14 protein-coding genes are annotated in these 14279 nt (G+C 52.4%); 6 read left to right on the plus strand and 8 right to left on the minus strand.

Annotation, left to right across the window (positions count from 1 at the left end):
- The 8 genes from ED901_RS25440 to flgB form a co-directional block, all read right to left on the minus strand.
- Positions 1-388: flagellar basal body P-ring protein FlgI (locus ED901_RS25440; RefSeq protein ID WP_240993950.1), on the minus strand; the 388-nt coding region annotated here is incomplete at its 3' end.
- 72 nt (positions 389-460) lie between these two features.
- A complete protein-coding gene (locus ED901_RS15200; protein ID WP_120509063.1) occupies positions 461-1180 on the minus strand; it encodes a flagellar basal body L-ring protein FlgH in 720 nt (239 codons plus the stop codon).
- Between the two features lie 92 nt (positions 1181-1272).
- On the minus strand, positions 1273-2055 hold the full coding sequence (gene flgG, locus ED901_RS15205; protein ID WP_122096412.1) for a flagellar basal-body rod protein FlgG: 783 nt from the start codon (positions 2053-2055) through the stop codon (positions 1273-1275).
- A gap of 23 nt (positions 2056-2078) precedes the next feature.
- Positions 2079-2834: a flagellar basal body rod protein FlgF gene (locus tag ED901_RS15210; protein WP_122096413.1), complete on the minus strand. Its 756-nt coding sequence runs from the start codon at positions 2832-2834 to the stop codon at positions 2079-2081.
- An 8-nt stretch (positions 2835-2842) separates the two neighbouring features.
- A complete protein-coding gene (gene flgE, locus ED901_RS15215; protein WP_122096414.1) occupies positions 2843-4075 on the minus strand; it encodes a flagellar hook protein FlgE in 1233 nt (410 codons plus the stop codon).
- A gap of 47 nt (positions 4076-4122) precedes the next feature.
- The gene (locus ED901_RS15220) at positions 4123-4788 is read right to left on the minus strand and encodes a flagellar hook assembly protein FlgD (RefSeq protein ID WP_122096415.1); all 666 of its coding nucleotides are present in this window, start codon (positions 4786-4788) and stop codon (positions 4123-4125) included.
- 11 nt (positions 4789-4799) lie between these two features.
- A complete protein-coding gene (flgC, locus tag ED901_RS15225; RefSeq protein WP_122096416.1) occupies positions 4800-5204 on the minus strand; it encodes a flagellar basal body rod protein FlgC in 405 nt (134 codons plus the stop codon).
- Positions 5205-5212: 8 nt separating this feature from the next.
- The gene (flgB, locus tag ED901_RS15230; protein ID WP_122096417.1) at positions 5213-5626 is read right to left on the minus strand and encodes a flagellar basal body rod protein FlgB; all 414 of its coding nucleotides are present in this window, start codon (positions 5624-5626) and stop codon (positions 5213-5215) included.
- A 347-nt stretch (positions 5627-5973) separates the two neighbouring features.
- Here flgB and flgA point away from each other — a divergent pair, with 347 nt between their 5' ends.
- From flgA to ED901_RS15260, 6 genes are all read left to right on the plus strand, one after another.
- Positions 5974-6621: a flagellar basal body P-ring formation chaperone FlgA gene (gene flgA, locus ED901_RS15235; RefSeq protein WP_240993945.1), complete on the plus strand. Its 648-nt coding sequence runs from the start codon at positions 5974-5976 to the stop codon at positions 6619-6621.
- Between the two features lie 73 nt (positions 6622-6694).
- Entirely contained in the window at positions 6695-6994 is a 300-nt protein-coding gene (gene flgM / locus ED901_RS15240; protein WP_120509071.1) for a flagellar biosynthesis anti-sigma factor FlgM, read from the plus strand.
- 24 nt (positions 6995-7018) lie between these two features.
- The gene (locus ED901_RS15245; RefSeq protein WP_240993946.1) at positions 7019-7462 is read left to right on the plus strand and encodes a hypothetical protein; all 444 of its coding nucleotides are present in this window, start codon (positions 7019-7021) and stop codon (positions 7460-7462) included.
- A 209-nt stretch (positions 7463-7671) separates the two neighbouring features.
- Entirely contained in the window at positions 7672-9072 is a 1401-nt protein-coding gene (locus ED901_RS15250; RefSeq protein ID WP_122096419.1) for an SrfA family protein, read from the plus strand.
- Positions 9073-9075: 3 nt separating this feature from the next.
- Entirely contained in the window at positions 9076-12048 is a 2973-nt protein-coding gene (locus ED901_RS15255) for a virulence factor SrfB (protein WP_122096420.1), read from the plus strand.
- A 29-nt stretch (positions 12049-12077) separates the two neighbouring features.
- The gene (locus ED901_RS15260; RefSeq protein WP_256370288.1) at positions 12078-14174 is read left to right on the plus strand and encodes a virulence factor SrfC family protein; all 2097 of its coding nucleotides are present in this window, start codon (positions 12078-12080) and stop codon (positions 14172-14174) included.
- Positions 14175-14279: the final 105 nt, after the last annotated feature.

Here is a 14279-nt window from a genome sequence, read left to right on the forward strand (position 1 = left end):
CCTGCGCCAGTGCGTAAATCTGATTATCCACCCCCTTAAGTGGCGTCATCAGCAATGTGCCACCACGCAAACTCTTGGCGTTACCGAGGGAGGAAACCACTACATCAATTTTTTCACCGGGGCGGGAAAAAGGCGGCAGATCGGAGGTCACCATCACCGCGGCCACGTTCTTGAGCTGCATATTGGTGCCCGCTGGCACGGTAATTCCCAGCTGAGAAAGCATGTTACTCAGGCTCTGAGTGGTGAAAGGGGTTTGCATGGTCTGGTCACCGGTGCCGTCCAGCCCGACAACCAGTCCGTACCCCATCAGGGAGTTGCTGCGAATGCCCTGTATGGAGGTCAGATCGCGAATTCGCTCGGCCAGGGCGTTCTGCGGCATGATAAACATCAGACCAAAGAACAGGCTCAGGCAAAAAGAGATAAATGAAGTTTTCATGAGCTGTTATCGTTTAGCCATTCATTAATAAGGAGAAAGATTCAGGAACAGGCGCTGTAACCAGCCCATCTGTTGCGCTTCATTGATGTATCCGTTACCGACATATTCAATGCGGGCATCCGCCACCTGCGTGGAAATCACCGTGTTGCTACTGCTGATAGTTCGCGGATTGACCACGCCGGAGAAACGAATAAATTCGGTGCCCTGGTTAATCGCGATTTGTTTCTCGCCGACCACCCGCAGGTTGCCGTTATCCAGCAATTGCTGAACAGTGACAGTGATGGTTCCGCTGAACGTATTTTTGGCCGCAGCCCCCCCTTTCCCGGAGAAATCATTTTTGCCACTGATCGAAGTGGCTGCGCGGTCGCCGCCCAGTAATCCGGCCAACATGCTCGGCACAGCATCTACGGAAAGATCGGTTGAACCGCCCCGGTTGGCATTCGCGGAGGAGCTTTTGCTGGCGCTGACATTTTCCTGCAGCACAATCGTCAGGGTATCGCCCACATTTCGGGGTCTGCGGTCTTCGAACATGGGCTGATAGCCATAGCCCATCGCCTGCCCGGTCTGGAATACGGAACCGTTCGCCGTGGTCATCGCCGACGGCGTGGGTGTGGCCGTCGTCACTCCGTCAACCAGAGGCTTATGCGGGATATACGCACATCCGTTGAGAAACAGAATCAGCACCACCGGCAATGCCCGCTGGGCAAAGGGAGGGAAAGTCAGGGAATAAAGCTGGTTTTTCATTTCATCCACTACAGCGTTAAACAGCCATAAAGCGGCCCCCGTCTGCAGGACAGAGGCCGGGCTTATGGGTGCTATTGGGCTTAATTAGTCAGTTAAAGCTGGGACAGGCGTTGCAACATCTGATCAGACGTTGTGACCGCTTTGCTGTTAATTTCGTAGGCTCGCTGAGTCTGGATCATGCTGACCAGTTCTTCGGCTACGTTAACGTTGGACGCTTCGACATACCCTTGTTTCAGACTGCCGCCACCGTTCAGACCCGGCGTTGTCTCGTTGGGTGCACCCGAAGCCTGAGTTTCGCGGTAAAGGTTTTCACCAATACTTTCCAGACCCGAATCGTTAATAAAGGTGCTCAGTGTGAGCTGACCAATCTGCTGCGGAGCTGTCTGCCCCGGCACCGTTACGCTGACTATCCCGTCTTTGCCGACGGTCAGCGTTTCAGCATCCTGAGGAAGGGTGATCGCAGGCTGTACCTGATAGCCACTGGCGGTAACTAACTGGCCATTCTGGTCGAACTGGAATGAGCCATCGCGTGTATAACCGGTGGTGCCGTCTGGCATCAGCACCTGGAAGAAGCCGCTGCCGTCAATCGCCAGATCCTTGCTGTTATTGGTCGCCGTCAGGTTACCCTGGCTGTGAATGCGCTCGGTGGCGACAGGACGTACACCGGTACCCAGCTGCAATCCTGAAGGAATGGTGGTCTGCTCGGAAGACTGAGCGCCGGGCTGGCGAAGCGTCTGATAAAGCAGGTCTTCAAATACAGCACGCTGACGTTTGAAACCCGTGGTGCTCACGTTTGCCAGGTTGTTAGAAATGACATCCATGTTGGTTTGCTGTGCTTCAAGACCTGTTTTGGCAATCCATAAAGAACGAATCATACTGAAATTCCTTTTTGCCGGGCTTAGCCCATGCTGAGTAGCTGGTTAGCCTTCTTTTCATTGTCATCGACTGCGCTGATGACTTTCATATTCATATCGAAACCGCGGGCGGTGGCGATCATCTCGACCATTGATTTAGCCGGATTGACGTTGCTTCCCTCCAGTGCGCCGGGGACAAGCTGCAGATTCTGATCTGCCGGCAATACCGCCAGACCGGCATTCGGGGACGTGGGCGCAATATGGAATAAGCCATCGTCGCCGTGGGTCAAATCCTGAATGCTGGCATTGACTATTTTCAGCCGTCCGACCTGCGCCAGCGCCGTTGGCTCATCGCCCGCGCCCAGTGCGGTAATGGTGCCATCCGGCGCAATAGTCAGTTCTGATTGCGGAGGAACGTTGATCTGCCCGCCGTCACCGATAACCGGCATCCCGCGGATACTCAGCAAACCCTCGCTGTCGACTTCAATATTGCCCGCGCGGGTATACGCCTCGGTGCCATCCGGCAGCGCAACGCTCAGCCAGCCGTTTTGCGGCAGAGCGACATCAAGGTTGCGGCCGGTCTGATTGATGGCCCCCATCGAATCATCGTGGTAAGGCGTGGATTCCGTCACCAGCGTGCGGGTTGCCACAGAAGGGCCATTCACCGGCACCGCGCGATAAGCGGCGAGTTGTGAACGGAAACCCGCAGTGGTGGCATTCGCCAGATTGTTAGACGTCACAGCCTGACGATTCAGGGCGGCATTCGCTGCGCCCATAGCGGTATATATCGCGCGATCCATATCAGCCGTTAACCCAGGTTAGCCAGGATCTGAAGCAGTTCAGACTGGGTTTTGATGGTCTGTGAATTGGACTGATAGTTGCGCTGATAGACGATCATATTGACCATCTCTTTACTCAGATCCACGTTCGATGACTCGAGACGATTGCCGAGTAATTTCCCCAGATTCCCCGTCCCGGCGATACCGGTAGTAGGCTGTCCGGACTCAGGCGTTTCGGCCCAGCTGTTATCGCCTTTGGAAGACAATCCGCCCGGATTGGTGAAGTTCGACAGCACCACCTGACCCAGCAACTGCGACTGACCGTTACTGTAGCTGGCAATAATCTGACCGTTATCACCCACGACATAACCGTTCATCAGACCCGGTGCATAACCGGTGGTGGTCGGGCTGCCCATTTCCGTATCGGAAGACTGCTGCGTCATACCGGTCAGATCTAAGTTGAAATCCAGTGCTTCAGCGCCGTTTAACGCCGCACTCTGAATGTTCAGATTCGGTGGATTTGTCGTCAGCTGACCCGAGCTATCAAAATCCAGATCCAGCTCGCCATAGATCGGATCACCACCGGCATCAAGCTTGGGAGAGGTCGCGTCGCTGGAATACGCTTTCCAGGTGTTGTCCCCGGTTTTCACGTAATAAATGTTAACGGTGTGCTTATTGCCGAGACTGTCATACGCATCCATCTGCGAGACAGAACTGTACGTTTTGTTATTCGACGGATCGAACGCATTGGCCGGAACAGTCTGGTCAATAACGTCGGTTTCTGAATTCAGGTTGCCTTTCAGGCTCCCTGCATCTGAAGCGCGAGCTGGCATCTGACCATTAGGGATCTGAATCGGGCCGACTGGCGCGCCGGGCTGAATGGTCGGCGGGTTACCCGTGGCCTGATAACCGGTCAGGAACATGTTCTGGTTATTGACCACATATCCATTTTCGTCCTGCTTGAACTGACCGTTACGGCTGTAGAACACCGCGCCAGCTTCGTTAGTCAGGCGGAAGAAACCGTTGCCCTGAATACCCATATCCAGAGAACTGTTACCCATACCCAGAACACCATCACTGAAGTTCTGATTGACGGAGGACACCTGCACACCCATCCCGATTTGTGAACCGGCAAAGACGTCTGCAAAAGCAATTGAACCGGATTTAAAACCGACAGTCTGCGAGTTGGCAATGTTGTTGCCGACCACATCGAGAGCTTGAGAAGCCGCATTTAAGCCGCTGAGACCTTGAGAAAAACTCATTATTATTCTTCCTGAACACTAGAAATTAATGAAACACTGAGACCGAATCACTCAATCAGATACACTTTGCTTAATGTCGTGCTGCCATCAATGCCGAGCTGCAACTCTGCGCTTCCGCTGGCAAACGAAACCCCTTCCACTTTGGCTTTTTTCAGGGACACAATTTTTGGCGTATTGCCGTCTTCATTGGTCGCTGCATAGGTCACTTTGAAGGAGCTGTTTTGATCTATAACGGGCTCGGAAGGCTTAAAGTTGGTCAGATCGTCATAGGTAAATTTATTCACCCCGGCTTTCAGATCTTTCAGCTCCGCGGTGTAAGCATTCCCTTCTTTATCCGTCAGCGTGACCGTGACTTTGTCGGCGTCACTTTCCAGACTGAAGGAAAGATCCTGCTTGCTTTCAGTGATGACTGAATCCCCCTCGACATACACAGAACGACCGACCCATTGGGCGGAGTTCATCTGCTGCATGCTGTTCACCAGGAAGCCGACGCCTTCGAGCGTGCCGTTGAGTTTTTCAACGCCCGCGGCGGTATTAAACTGCGCAAGCTGAGAGGTGAGCTGGTTGTTATCCATCGGATTGGTCGGATCCTGGTTTTGCATTTGAGCCACCAGAAGTTCCATAAAACTCTGCGAAAGGTCGGCGGCACTGTTGCCGCTCCCGCCTGAATTGTTAACGTTGTTATTGCTATTCACTACCGGCGAAACAGCCATGATTAAGTCCCTTATTGGCCCAGCGTTAATGTTTTCAACATCATCGATTTGGCGGTATTCATCACTTCAACATTGGCCTGATAACTGCGCGATGCCGAAATGGTATTCACCATCTCATTGACGACATTCACGTTAGGCATCCGGACATAGCCATTGGCATCGGCCAGCGGATTCGAAGGCTCATACACCATTCGGTCTGGCTCATCGCTTTCAACGACGTCACTGATGCGCACGCCGCCGATCTCCTGACCGGCAGCACTGTCGACCTGAAACACCACATGCTTAGCGCGGTATGGTTGACCGTCTGGGCCGACGGCACTGTCCGCATTGGCCATATTGCTGGCGCTGACGTTTAATCGTTTTGACTGAGCCGCCATCGCGGAACCTGAAATATCGAAAATACTCATTGTAGACATGACAATTATTAACCCTGACTGATGACACTCATCATGCCTTTAATTTGTGAGCCGAGAACGGTGAGGCTGGTTTGGTATTTCATGTTGTTATCCGCGAAACTGACGCGCTCACGATCCATGTCTACCGTATTACCATCTGCACTGGGTTGATCCGGGATACGATAAAGTAATTGTCCGTTATCCATTGCCGGTGCGACTGCGGGAATATGATTGCCCGATGTTAATGATAAGTTCAGAGGCCCCTGCACCGGCGTATTACGCTCCACTACACTTTTTAACTGCTCTGAAAAATCAATATCTCTGGCCAAATATCCTGGCGTATCCACATTGGCAATATTAGATGCCAATACATTCTGACGCTGCGTCAGTAAACCGAGCGCTTCCTGCTGGAAACGTAGCGCATTATCGAGTTTATCAAGCATGAAAAAACTGACCTCTGCCTTATGAAAATTAACGCATGCATTCTATTGGTGAATGATTCAATTTTATACTGCAAGGATAAGACAAAAATAACAGCAATTAGCGGGATGGATTTTCAGTCATTATCCAAAAAATCTCATCCCGTTAAATGGCGTCATAAATTCGCGCATTTAACACGTTAATAAAGTTAACTTATGGCATATACTTTTCATTATCAGAAAGTGATAGCCAAGGGATTTACCCTGCGTTATACAATATAAGGTTTGTAAAACTCATGGTTTCATTTCGCCATTTTATTAAAATGCTGCTTGCCGGAGCAGGAATATTATTTCTGCCCGGTTCAGGAGGTATGCTGGCCTTCGCTGCATCTTCGGATATAAGTCAACTGCATTCGCAGATTACGGCCCTGATTAACATGCCGCACGGCAACGGCGCAGAAATCCCGGTGGTCAGAACAATAAAAATCCTGACGCCCGCGGAGCAACTTTCTGCCCTTTGTGCCGAACCGGAGCTTTCGATTGCAGGCAATAATACCCGGCTGACCGGCAATAAGAGCGTGGTGGCGCAATGCGGCACCCGGCGTAAATTCATTCAAATTTCGGTACACGCGCAAGGGACATGGTGGACCGCCAAACATCCCCTTAAGCCCGGCAGCGTGATCACTGCCGACGACCTTCAGGCAAGAACCGGTTCACTGGAACGATTACCCGCCGGCCTGATTTTCGATCAGCAACAGATTATTGGTAAAACTACCACGCGCTCAGTCAGCCGGGGACAACCTCTGGCAGAGAACCAGTTGCGTAAAGGGTGGGCTGTCGTTTCCGGGCAAGAAGTTGATATCCTCGCGACAGGAAAAGGCTTTCAAATCAGGAGCAGAGGTAAAGCACTGGGCAGCGCCGCTGCCGGACAGCCCTTGCGAATCGCCACCCGTTCTGGGCAAATTATGACCGGTGAGGTTGATCCACAGGGCTACGTGAAAATTAATCTTAAAGAATAATTTTAGTTTTTCTGAGTACCACCGATATTTAAAATATACCGCAAGGTCAGAATACAAATTATCGAGGAACACCATGAGCATAGACCGCACGCTACAGCCTCTGTCAGTCACCGCTGTTAATCTGCAACAGCAGGATTTGAAGATGCGTCCAAGAACCGAAGACGCCAGTTCAGCGAAGATGACGAACAGCGAAAACTCCGGTACACAGATTAAATTAAGCAAGCTGACGCAGGAAATTCAGACCGACAGTTCACGTGATGTCGACTACGACCGTCTGGCAAAAATTCGTGCTGCGATGGATGCAGGCGAGTTAACACTCGATCCTGATGCCATTGCCCATGCGCTGGTTGACGATATATTTCAACTTTCATAAGCCCTGATAAAGATAGTAATGAAAATGGAAAATCTACGTTCTATTCTGCTGAAACTACAGGACTCTTTGGGCGAACTCGAAGCTATTCTGGTAGAAGAAGTAAATCAATTAAGGCGGATTCAGATTAACCCTGTTTCCCTGCAAATTGTGTCTGATAGCAAAAGTCAGTTACTTGCGACCATCACGCATTATGATGACTTGCGTAAGCAGCAGGAAAAATCTTTACATCTTTCTGCACCCTATCAGCAGAATGCGAGATTTGCCTCTTACTGGAATAATATTACCCGTAAAGTGAAAAATTCGAATGAGCTCAACATAAAGATTTATGATCTGCTCGAATTGCATATGCAAAAAACAGACAATTTAAAAAAGCTCGTCAATAATGCAGGGGTGACGTCTTCTCTTTACAGTCAGGAAGGGCAGTCGAATACACCGCCTTCTGGAAAAGTTTATAACATCAGCGTGTAGCGCACAGAATATTCATTCTGTAGAAAAGTTTCGGACTCGTTGTTCCACTTCAGGCTTCTCCCCAGAGAAGCTTTTTTTATTTTAAAACTATCGCTCTATTTGCGGACACTTTCGTCCTCTCTTCGCCCTTTCTCTTTACCATTATTTCCTCTCAAAAGCCGCTAAAATAACCAAAGCAAAATAGGCGGCAAATAATCAGGATTAATGAAGTGGCAAAAATAATACTGCGTAGTGGTTATCTGGATGATTTTACTGCGCTGGGCGAAAACGGACAGACTATATTCGACAGCGCAATCCAGATACGCGAAACATTACGCCTGCGAAAGCAACTGGCTCTGCTCAGTTGTCTGGCGATCCCTCAGCGAAACGATGCGCACGATAAAGTGGACTGGTACGCGCCACATGAAGGTGTGTTGACGCAATGGGCTTACGCCAGTGAACAGCAGCGTACCGGTGCCCTTCGTTATCTGGAAAATGCGGTGGCGGCGGCACGGACACTCAGTCAGCGATGCCTGGACGCAGACAAAATACCGGTTCGCCTGCTGGGATCCTTGCTGACGAAAGTGCTGCACTTTCCTGCCAGCCAGCACATTTATCTGGTGGATGATAAACCGGTCATCACGTTCTGGGGATTTGCCTCCCTGAACGATACCGCACGGGAAGATATTCTCGACTGCCTGCGCCAACCCCTGCTGCCTGAAGAAGTGCAGCCCGTGGAAGCTGCGCCACAAGACGCTCTGACCGCGCCTGAGCCGGAACGGGAAATAGAAAAAGAGCAGGATATTGCGGAGCATGTACGCGTCACACTGAGCCAGACCGACTCCCCGCTACTGAGCAGTACGATGACGCCCGTGACGGTGATGAGCGAACCTCATGTCGTGCCAGCAACCCCGTTACCTGTCACCGGAAAAGCACAGTCTGTCTGGCGTCAGCTGTTGCTAAAAATCGCTCTGGTCGGGCTTTTATTTATCGGACTTCCACTCGCGTGGCCGCATCTGTCTGGCTTGCTGTTTTCCCCCTCAGCCTCCGTGGTAAGCCCGGACTCTGCCAAACCCGCTGCGGCGTCGGTTATCGAACAACCTGAGCCCCCGAAACCCGTTGTGGCGATGGTTTTACCGGTGCAGAAAGCGGAATTTGTGCCCCCTGCCCCGGCGGTTGTGGCTGAACAACGCAAAGAACCTGATGCAGAACAGAAGGCAGAGAAAATCCCGGAAGCAGTCGTGGATAAAAATGCACTGGTCCTCCCGGCTCCGGAGGTAAAAGCCGGTTCCGTGACGTTTATGAATGGCCGCTGGAAAGCCAGCATTGACGTTAACAATCCGCTCACCAGCAAACCGCCGGGCTTGCGCTATCAGTTCAAAAACGGTGAAGGCAGCATACTCATTACGCGCAGTAACAAAGTGACCTGCCAGGCGGAGGTGTATTCAGGGCTGATGCTGACCGGCAATTTGCTCATTAAAAGCCGCAGCAAAGCGAAATGCAGCGATAACAGCCGTTATCAGGTGCCGGAAATAACCTGTAAGCAGCCTCTGAGCGGTGCAGCACAATGCACTGGCCGGTATGAAGATGACACCGTAGTACCAATGACGATAAGCAAGGTGGGTAACTAAATCATGCTGGCAAATCTTATCGACTACCAAAGCGCAGTGACGCTAATGCGCGACAGCAGTATCCAGTGCCTGGACTTTGGTCTGAACCCTGTCACCACAGATCCTCATGGTGGCCGGTTTGTTCGCCATAGCGTTAACGGCCCGCTTTTGCGTCTGCGCCACGATCCTCTGTCAGACCGCTTTACCCTGCCGGGCGAAAATGGCCGCGAACCGGAGATCGTCAGGCCGGAGCTGACCGTCGGACTCGAACACTCCTTGCAGGTACTGGACGGCGTCTGGCTGCCGTTACCCTTTATGCGTTTCAGCCCGCCACGGGCTTTTGTTAACAGCCCGTCGAACTGGGCTCGTATGCAGTTCAAACGCCTGAAAACGCCGGATGCGTCGGGTAATGTCCTGCGCCTGTGCCTGGCTTTTGATACCAAAGTGCAGGCCGATGAAGACTCTGTCGCCGAACTCGCTCTGACCGAACGGGATATCCGCGATGGCATCCGCTTTGCCCTTGCATGGAAAGACCATGAAGTGGCTGAGTTTATGGATAACACCTGGGTAGATGGCTGGCTGCGGGAAGCGTTCGTTCAGCATGCGACGAAGCAGGAAGAACGCAGCACGCAAAGTCTCAACAGCGCGCTGAAAGTCTTCGAATATCAGGCGCATTACCTCAATATTCTGGAGATGGTGGGCACTCAGCTTTCAGTCCCTGAAATACAGATCATTGCTCAAACGCTCAACACCCCGCCAGTGCCTGTTGATCTGATCCTTGACGTCGGCAATACCCATACCTGCGGAGTGATCCTTGAAGATCACGGTGAAAAAAATGTCGGCTTACAGCAAAGCGCGGAGTTACACATCCGTTCTCTGAGTGAACCGCATCTGATCAGCGAGCCACTTTTCACCAGTCGTCTCGAATTTAGCGAGGCCAAATTTGGCAAACATCATTTTTCAATGGAAAGTGGCCGGGAAGATGCCTTCGTCTGGCCTTCCTTTGCCCGCGTTGGCGACGAAGCCAGCGGACTGGCTGCACGGCGTGTGGGTATCGAAGGAACCAGCGGAATTTCCAGTCCGCGACGCTATCTCTGGGATGATACGCCTTCCGCCAGGGCGTGGCGTTTCAGCCAGCTGAGCGGTAAAATCCCCCGTGAGCCCCGAGCCATTGCGCTGCCGCTGATGAACCTGATGAATGATGACGGCCAGCCTTTATACAGTCTGCCGGAAGAAGAACGTCTGCCGGTTTTCTCACCTAATTACAGCCGCAGTTCGCTGATGACGATTATGCTGTGCGAACTGCTGGCACAGGCACTGGCGCAGATTAACAGCGTCAGTCACCGCCAGAGTATGGGCCAGACTCACGCACCGCGTCAGTTACGCCATCTGGTCCTGACTCTGCCTTCGGCGATGCCCAAACCGGAACGTGAAATTTTCCGCCTGCGGGTACAGGAAGCGGTGAAACTGGTCTGGGAAGCCCTCGGCTGGCAGCCCGGAGAAGACAATAATTGCGGCAGTGCCGCATCACGTTTGCTCACTGTGCCACTGCCTGATGTCCAGATGGAATGGGACGAAGCGACCTGCGGGCAGCTGGTCTGGTTGTATAACGAGGTGGTCAATAATTATTCGGGTCAAGCTCCGATCTTTTTCGAGGGGATGGCTCGTCCTGATCGTCAGCTTGCCAGTGATGAACTGCCGGGCAAAACCTTGCGCGTGGCGTCGGTGGATATCGGCGGAGGGACGACTGACATGGCCATCACCCAATATCAGCTGGATGACAGTGCCGGGCGGAATGTCCAAATCACACCGCAGCTGTTATTTCGGGAAGGGTTCAAGATTGCCGGTGACGATATTTTGCTGGATGTTATCCGCCAGTGCGTTCTGCCTGCACTGGAAAGTGCGCTGCAAGCCGCCGGTATCAGCGAGACTCAGCGGGTGATGGCGAAACTGTTTGGAGAAAGCAGTGCCGATGACAACCGTGTAATACTGCGCCAGCAAGTCACGCTACAGCTTTTTATTCCGCTCGGGCATGCCATTCTGGCCTGCTGGGAAAATTGTGACCCCGGAGAGACTTCCGCTCATTTTGAGGGGCATTTCGGCGAGCTTCTGCCTCATCCGCCTACGCCCAACGTTATCAATTATATACAGCAAGTCGTGCAGCCGCTGCTGCCTGCCGGTGCTCCCCCCTTTGACGTGCTGGATGTGCCTTTTTGTATTGAACTTGCAGCCCTGAAAGACGCGATGCTGGCGGGAAACTTCAGCCTGACCGCTCCTCTGCTGTCACTTTGCGAAGTGCTCCGCCATTACTGCTGTGATGTTCTTCTGGTGACGGGACGCCCTTCCGGTCTTCCCGGCGTTCAGGCACTTTTACGTTATCAGCAGCCCGTGCCGGTTAACCGGATCATCTGGCTGGACGACTATCAGCTGCACGAACGTTTCCCGTTCGGTCAGGCAGGCCAGCGGGTCAATCCTAAATCGACGGCGGCACTGGGCGCCATGTTGTGCTCTCTGGCGAAAGACCTGCGTCTGCCCGGCTTTAACTTTAAAACCTCCGATATTCAGGCGTATTCCACCCTGCGTTTCATCGGAGCGTTAGGCAACAGTTTGGTTCTGGATGAGAAAGATGTCTGGTACAGCGACACCGATCTCGATGACCCAACGGCACGGCTGGATGAGAACGTCAGCTTCCCGCTACGCGGTGATGCCTGCCTGGGATTCCGTCAGCTGGCAGATGCCCGCTGGCCAGCGACGCCGCTGTATCAGCTGAAAATCACACATCCTGAACTGGCAAAGCGTATTGCCGGTGACACAGTCCTGCGTGTCCGCCTGCAATATTGCCGGCAACGCGGAGGCTTTACCCTGGCAGACGTGAAAATGGCGGATGGCAGCCCGGTACCCAAAGAGGCTGTGCAGCTAAAACTTAACACCATGGCCGGTAGCTATAACGGCATCCATCACTATTGGATCGACAGCGGGAACGTATATCTAAAATGAGTCAGCCAGGCATTCCATTTCACCCGCTCATGAGGTGGGTCAGTAAATCCCGTTCGCATTCAATGCGTCTCAATATTGAGGCCGATGGCCTGCAGGCCCGGTTGACTGATTTGCAACAGCGCCAGCAAAAGATTGATGATCTCGCTGCGGCGCCGCTAACGCTGGGACTTTACGGCACATCCGTCGCAGGAAAACATCATTTACTCAAGATGATCCTATCTGAAGGGCGGGATGAAATTGATGTTCTGCTGGGGGGAAATCCGCTTAATTATCTGCGACATATCAATCCGGAGAATACCGTGCCGTTGATGGCCGTGCGTTTTACAACGACTCCGGCCATCGCCATGGAAAATCTTCCGCTGCTGCTCACGTTGTTCAGTGAAAGTGAACTGGCACAACGGCTCATCGTTCAGTACCACTCTTCACGTCATCCCCATATTGTGGCGGACAGCAAAATAAGAGACACACTGAAAATCCTGAATCTGCGCCGGCAACCTCATGAAATTCCGGGGATGAGCAGCACAGAGTTTATGTCTGTCATCCGTTGCTATCATCAGCGGGTTCACAGCTCACATCGTCCTGGTGACGCGTTGATTTACCAGATGGCGCAGCTGATACCCTTTTTAGCGCTGGCTGACCGGGCTGCGCTGCTTTCAATGCTCTGGGGGGAACATATCGCACTGACCTCTCAGTGGCAGCAACAGGCGCAAAAACGGCATTATCTGGGTAACGCCATGCAGGTTCTTGCACCGGCAAGTCTGGTGGTAGACCACCTGCTACTGCCCAATAAAGGTTTCCTCATCCCTGCCAGCGACCATGAACGCGGGCAAAATCAGGATGTGATCGTTTGCCCGCTGCATGACGGCGTACCGGGGAACAGACTCAGCATCTCACAGCAGGATCTGACCAGTCTCAGCGCCGGAATAACCTTCACACTTAGCCGCCATTCCTCTTTAAGCTGCGTGGATATCGTGGATATTCCGGCGGATCAGCTGCCTCAGTATCAGGAGAATTTGCAGCCCGACACCCTGCTTATCTGTAACAGCACCGCCGGTCGACAGAACAGGATGCCGGTTGTCAGGGCGCTGACCGACTGGCTGTCAAAAACACAAACGCAAAAACAGCATTCGTTGCCACGGCTCGTATGGGCAATCACGCCGTTTGATGCGCGTTTCACGCACGGCCATCATGCCGACGAAGTAATACAGCGCATGATTACGCAGTCAGGAAAACAGTGGGGAACGCTTCAGGCGCTGGACAACCGCGATATGCCTTGTCTGAATGACTGGTTGTCGGCGGCAATGGCAACGTCATGCCGTGAAGCACGCGTAAATACGTTGCGTGACTCTCTCAGGCAACAGACTGCGGCACAATTCCGGCATTTTACTTCTGGTGAAAGTCGGTCTTCTGCACAATACGAGGCACTGATCCGGGTGATGCAAACACAGATTGCCCGGCACGGAAATCTTATTAGCAGCCTGATGCTTTCACGCACGGCGCTTCACGAAAGCTGGTTACAGCATCAGCAAACGCGCCCTCACCAGCCAGTGGCGCCTTTGATAAGCATCGATCTGTTTGACGAGCCGGAGACGGTGAAGGATGTAATTCAGGAGGAAAATAGTTATGCCGCGCAGGTATTTGCACAATGGGTGAATCATTTAAGCCAGCTGAGCGGAAATACCGCCGTGGCGAATGCCAGCGGACTGGGATCCCATCAGCTGGCAAGTCTGTGCGATATTCTGGTGACAACGAGTTACCGTCTGGGGCTGCCGGCATTACTGGAAGAGGCTCTGGAACAAAAAGGGGCGGAAACACCAATGGCAGTCACTTATGCCGGTAATGTGTTGAACGATTTTGTCAGCTGGCTGGGGTATCACCACACCCGTGAAGCGCTTCGCCCGAAAAGTCGCGTGCAAAAAGACTCAGCAATCTTTACTCCGGCGCCGCAAGCCAGTGCAAACCAACGCCTGACGCAGCTGGGAGTTCAGACTTCTCAGGGAAATGAGCGATATATTTATGACTGGCTGGTGGCGTTACTGACACGGGCGAAAGAGAATGAGCAATGCCCTCATTCAGACGATATCAGCACTGAACATCGCGAAATACTCAAGACACTCTTATCGTAAAACGCAAAATACCCCTCCCTGTAAAATTAAAACATTGTTATTTAATCTACGGGGAAGGGAATGATTTGACTCAGGTTGAATCTATCTGAAATAAAAAATAGGTGG

This window comes from Rahnella sp. Larv3_ips (assembly GCF_003697865.1).
GTDB classification, from domain to species: Bacteria; Pseudomonadota; Gammaproteobacteria; order Enterobacterales; family Enterobacteriaceae; genus Rahnella; species Rahnella rivi.

Excerpts from the sequence above, each read along its gene's own strand:
- ED901_RS15200 (WP_120509063.1), bottom strand. The coding sequence starts at position 1,180 with ATGAAAAACCAGCTTTATTCCCTGACTTTCCCTCCCTTTGCCCAGCGG.
- flgG (WP_122096412.1), bottom strand. The coding sequence starts at position 2,055 with ATGATTCGTTCTTTATGGATTGCCAAAACAGGTCTTGAAGCACAGCAA.
- ED901_RS15210 (WP_122096413.1), bottom strand. The coding sequence starts at position 2,834 with ATGGATCGCGCGATATATACCGCTATGGGCGCAGCGAATGCCGCCCTG.
- flgE (WP_122096414.1), bottom strand. The coding sequence starts at position 4,075 with ATGAGTTTTTCTCAAGGTCTCAGCGGCTTAAATGCGGCTTCTCAAGCT.
- ED901_RS15220 (WP_122096415.1), bottom strand. The coding sequence starts at position 4,788 with ATGGCTGTTTCGCCGGTAGTGAATAGCAATAACAACGTTAACAATTCA.
- flgC (WP_122096416.1), bottom strand. The coding sequence starts at position 5,204 with ATGTCTACAATGAGTATTTTCGATATTTCAGGTTCCGCGATGGCGGCT.
- flgB (WP_122096417.1), bottom strand. The coding sequence starts at position 5,626 with ATGCTTGATAAACTCGATAATGCGCTACGTTTCCAGCAGGAAGCGCTC.
- flgA (WP_240993945.1), top strand. The coding sequence starts at position 5,974 with ATGCTGGCCTTCGCTGCATCTTCGGATATAAGTCAACTGCATTCGCAG.
- flgM (WP_120509071.1), top strand. The coding sequence starts at position 6,695 with ATGAGCATAGACCGCACGCTACAGCCTCTGTCAGTCACCGCTGTTAAT.
- ED901_RS15245 (WP_240993946.1), top strand. The coding sequence starts at position 7,019 with ATGGAAAATCTACGTTCTATTCTGCTGAAACTACAGGACTCTTTGGGC.
- ED901_RS15255 (WP_122096420.1), top strand. The coding sequence starts at position 9,076 with ATGCTGGCAAATCTTATCGACTACCAAAGCGCAGTGACGCTAATGCGC.
- ED901_RS15260 (WP_256370288.1), top strand. The coding sequence starts at position 12,078 with ATGAGGTGGGTCAGTAAATCCCGTTCGCATTCAATGCGTCTCAATATT.